Below are 3,915 nucleotides of genomic sequence, written 5' to 3'. Positions count from 1 at the left end.
GCGGTGAGCGCCCAGATGGCCCGGCTCGAGATGGGCTCCGCCGAGCTCGAGGTCGCCTTCGAGCGCCTGCCCAGGCAGGAGTGGTCGCGCCGCGGCGCCTCGCGCGCCGAGTTCCTGTACCGCCCGGGCGCGGGCCTCACGGCGCGGCCGCTGCGGCGCATCGCGTCGGGCGGCGAGGTCAGCCGCGTGATGCTCGCCCTCAAGGTCGTGCTGGGCGAGTCCGACGCCGCCGAGACGCTCGTCTTCGACGAGGTCGACGCCGGCGTGGGCGGCGCGACCGCCGTCGCGCTCGCCGAGGTCCTCGCCGACCTCGCGCGGACGCACCAGGTCATCGTGGTCACGCACCTGGCCCAGGTCGCCGTGGCGGCAGATGAGCACTACCTCGTGAGCAAGTCCGCAGGCGACGTGCCCGAGACCACGCTTTCGCCCATCGCGGGCGAGGAGCGCGTCCGCGAGATCGCCCGCATGCTCTCGGGCGACACCGGCGAGGCGTCCCTGGCACATGCGCGCGAGCTTCTAGGCAAATAAAGCGCCCGGGGCGGCCCATCCGCGGGGCCGCCCCGAGCGCTTTTCTTGTTCTTTGCACTGCAGGAGGGTCGGGCCCGTCCGAGCGAGCCGGGGCTGCCCCGCGATTCCAGAGGAGGACCAATGGCGGACAGAAAGCGCACCAACCCGAGGAAAGAGGCCCGCGCCGCCGAGGCCGAGCGCCACATAGCCGACGTCGAGCGCAGGCTCGCCCCCGAGGTCGCGGCATCGGTCGCGGGGATCAGGACCTATGGCTCGACGCCCGCCTCGGAGCCCGTGCTCGACGACGGGGCGCCCCGCGTGCCGTCCGTGACGGTCGTCGACGAGGACTCCGTGACCGCCGTGCTCGCGCGCGGGCGCGGACTCGCCTCGGCCTGTGACCTCGCTGTCCTCGACTTCGCGAGCTTCACGAGCGCCGGCGGCGGCTACGCGCGCGGCGCATGGGCGCAGGAGGAGGCCCTGTGCGCCGAGTCCACGCTCTACAACGTGCTCGCGACGCAGAAGGCCTGGTATGCCGAGAACCGTCGCCGCAACATCAACTGCGAGCTCTACCGCAACCGCGCCCTGGTCGTGCCGCGCGTACGCTTCGACCGCGAGAAGTACCACAGCTACGCCGACGTGATCGTCGCCGCGGCGCCCAACGCCAGCCGCGCCCGGACGGAGTACCGCGTCTCGGACGAGGCGCTCGCCGAGGCCATGCGCGGGCGCATCCGCCTCGTGCTCGCCGTCGCCGACGAGCTCGGGCACGAGAAGCTCGTCCTCGGCGCCTTCGGCTGCGGGGTCTTCGGCTGGGGCGCGGGGCAGGTGGCCGAGATGTTCCGCGCCGAGGTCTTCGCCGTGCCGCGCGGCCGCTTCGACGAGAACCTCGAGCGCTTCGAGCACGCCTTCGCCAAGTTCCCCGAGGCCAACGCCGACCCGTACGTCCCGCGCGCCGAGCGCGAGGCCACGGCGACCCGCGCCGCCGCCGCGGCCGAGGACGACGAGGGCGAGGAGGACTGGCGCAAATACCTCTAAGGGGTATATAGTCGGCTTAGGTTAACTTTGCCTCGCGCGCGCCGCGGGGCCTGAGGGAATCGAGTAACCATGGGCATAGCCGACATCGTCATCATCGTCGCCGTCGCGGCCCTCTTCGTGGTCGCCGCGGTGCGCTTCCTCGGCACCGCGACCGGCAAGCGCGACTGCTGCAGCGGGGCCGCGAAGGGCGGCGGCGCCCCCGCGGGAAAGAAGTTCAAGCTCGTCGAGGTGACGGATACCGACCCCGCACACTACCCGTACGAGGCCGAGCTTGGCATCGGGGGCATGAGCTGCGAGCACTGCGTGGCCGCCGTGACCGCCGCGCTCGACTCGCTGCCCGGCGCCTGGGCAGAGGTCACCCTCGCGGGCGGCCAGGCCCGCCTTCGCGCGAAGCGGCCGCTCGACGAGGCCGCGGTCCGATCGGTCGTCGAGCAGGCCGGCTACCGGCTCGTCTCGTTCAAGGAGCGCTGACGGCGAGCCGGGGAGGTCACGGGCTTTTCCGAGCGTCTAAGCATGGGAACGGGCGCGGTTTTTCCGTTGGCAATCGGAAAACCGCGCCCGTTCCTTCTTGCGGCATGCGCTCGCCGTCACTCTTCGCTGTTCGCCTTCTCGATGATGGCCGGCAGTGCCGAGGCAAGCTCGCTCATCTGGCCCGCCCACAGGGCGCGCGTGGGCTTCGCGTGGCCGACGTAGACCGTGCGCAGGCCGCACTCGGGGTGCGCGAAGTCCCTCTTTGCGTCGTTGCCCACCATGAGGCACTCGCTGGGGGAAAGCCCGAGCTTGCCGCAGAACTCCTCGTAGTAGTCCGCCCACGGCTTGGCGCGCGTCGAGTTCTCCGCGCACGAGACGAGCGCGAAGTCGTCCTCCGTGAAGCCCGCCCAGGCCATGCGCGCGCGGTCGCACTCCATCGAGACGACCGGGTTCGTCGCGAGCGCGCAGGTGAGGCCCATGCCCCACACTGCGTCGACGGCCTCGCGGGCGCCCTCTTTGGGCTCGGCGCGGACGATGCCCGACCCCATGCGCGGCACGACGGTGCGCTCGTAGCAATCGATCATGTCGGCGATGACGGGGTCGTCCAGGGGGATGCCGCACTGCTTGTAGATGATCGAGTTGATGAGCTGCTGGTTCGTCATGCGGTCGCGGCGCTTCTCGCCCTCGGCGGCGAGCCAGGCGCGCGCATAGGCGGTCATGATGTTCACGCGCAGCTTCCCGCTCGCGCGGGCGAGGAGCCCGGAGGCCCCGTTGATGTACCTGGCGAGGAACGCCGTGAGGTTGAGCGACAGCAGCGTGTCGTCCAGATCGAACAGTACTGCCTGTATCATGGTTCGAGCGCCTTCCCTTGTGAACCGCCCCGCGGGCGCGCTGACTCGTGGCGACCCTGCGTAGAAACTCAATTTACCTCAAACAATAGCTTGAAATCCGGGCGCCATTAAAGGTACTCTAAAGCGCGTGTGGGCATGGGGCCCGCACAAACGTATCTGTCGGCCCCCGAGAGCATGCAAGTTTCCACGTAGACGCCGCGATTGATTTGGCACTGCAGGCAGCGACCATGACGACCGGGGCCCCGTTGTTCGAAAGGGGTCCACCTTTGAGTGAGATTCAGAACTCGTCCATCTTCGCCATGGATGACATTTCCGACGAGGAGATGAACAGCCTCATTGACGGCACCGTCACCGACTTCAATGAGGGCGACCTTGTGACCGGTACCGTCGTCAAGGTCGAGCGCGACGAGGTCCTGCTTGACATCAGCTACAAGTCCGAGGGCGTTATCCCGTCCCGCGAGCTTTCCATCCGCAAGGACGTCAACCCGGCCGACGTCGTCGCCCTGGGCGACGAGATCGAGGCCCTCGTTCTCCAGAAGGAGGACAAGGAGGGTCGCCTCGTCCTGTCCAAGAAGCGCGCAGAGTACGAGCGCGCCTGGAACGCCGTCGAGGCCAAGTTCCAGTCCGGCGAGACCGTCGAGGGCGAGGTCATCGAGGTCGTCAAGGGCGGCCTGATCCTCGACATCGGCCTGCGCGGCTTCCTGCCCGCCTCCCTCGTCGACCTCCGTCGCGTCAAGGACCTCACCGCCTACATGGGCACCCGCATCGAGGCCCGCGTCATCGAGATGGATCGCAACCGCAACAACGTCGTCCTCTCTCGCCGTGTCGTGCTCGAGGAGGCCCGCAAGGCCGAGCGCCAGGAGATCCTCTCCAAGCTGCAGGTCGGCATGCGCCTCAAGGGCACCGTGTCCTCGATCGTCGACTTCGGCGCCTTCGTCGACCTCGGCGGCATCGACGGCCTGGTCCACATCTCCGAGCTCTCCTGGAACCACGTCAACCACCCCTCCGAGGTCGTCAAGGTCGGCCAGGAGGTCGAGGTCCAGGTGCTCGACGT

The 3,915-nt window shown here is 69.0% G+C and carries 4 protein-coding genes and 1 pseudogene; 4 read left to right on the top strand and 1 reads right to left on the bottom strand.

The window, feature by feature from the left end; all coding sequences use genetic code 11:
* The 3 genes and pseudogenes from ACT84W_RS09005 to ACT84W_RS08995 all read left to right on the top strand — a co-directional run.
* Positions 1 to 528 (top strand): annotated as a pseudogene (locus tag ACT84W_RS09005) (DNA repair protein RecN); the annotation flags it as partial.
* A gap of 120 nt (positions 529 to 648) precedes the next feature.
* The gene (locus ACT84W_RS09000) at positions 649 to 1,539 is read left to right on the top strand and encodes a TIGR02452 family protein (protein ID WP_444328964.1); all 891 of its coding nucleotides are present in this window, start codon (positions 649 to 651) and stop codon (positions 1,537 to 1,539) included.
* Positions 1,540 to 1,608: 69 nt separating this feature from the next.
* Positions 1,609 to 2,010 carry a heavy-metal-associated domain-containing protein gene (locus ACT84W_RS08995; RefSeq protein ID WP_432290853.1) on the top strand — a complete coding sequence of 134 codons (402 nt, stop codon included), beginning with the start codon at positions 1,609 to 1,611 and terminating at the stop codon, positions 2,008 to 2,010.
* A gap of 116 nt (positions 2,011 to 2,126) precedes the next feature.
* Here ACT84W_RS08995 and ACT84W_RS08990 read toward each other — a convergent pair whose 3' ends face one another.
* Positions 2,127 to 2,861, bottom strand: coding sequence for an HAD family hydrolase (locus tag ACT84W_RS08990; protein ID WP_417574945.1), 735 nt, complete (start codon positions 2,859 to 2,861; stop codon positions 2,127 to 2,129).
* A gap of 266 nt (positions 2,862 to 3,127) precedes the next feature.
* Between ACT84W_RS08990 and ACT84W_RS08985 the strand changes: the two genes are divergently transcribed.
* Positions 3,128 to 3,915, top strand: a 788-nt coding sequence (locus ACT84W_RS08985; protein ID WP_444328963.1) for a S1 RNA-binding domain-containing protein, incomplete at its 3' end; no start/stop codon positions are given.

This window comes from Paratractidigestivibacter sp., assembly GCF_052362415.1.
Lineage (GTDB): Bacteria > Actinomycetota > Coriobacteriia > Coriobacteriales > Atopobiaceae > Paratractidigestivibacter.
This window is presented reverse-complemented; position numbering and strand designations above follow the sequence as displayed.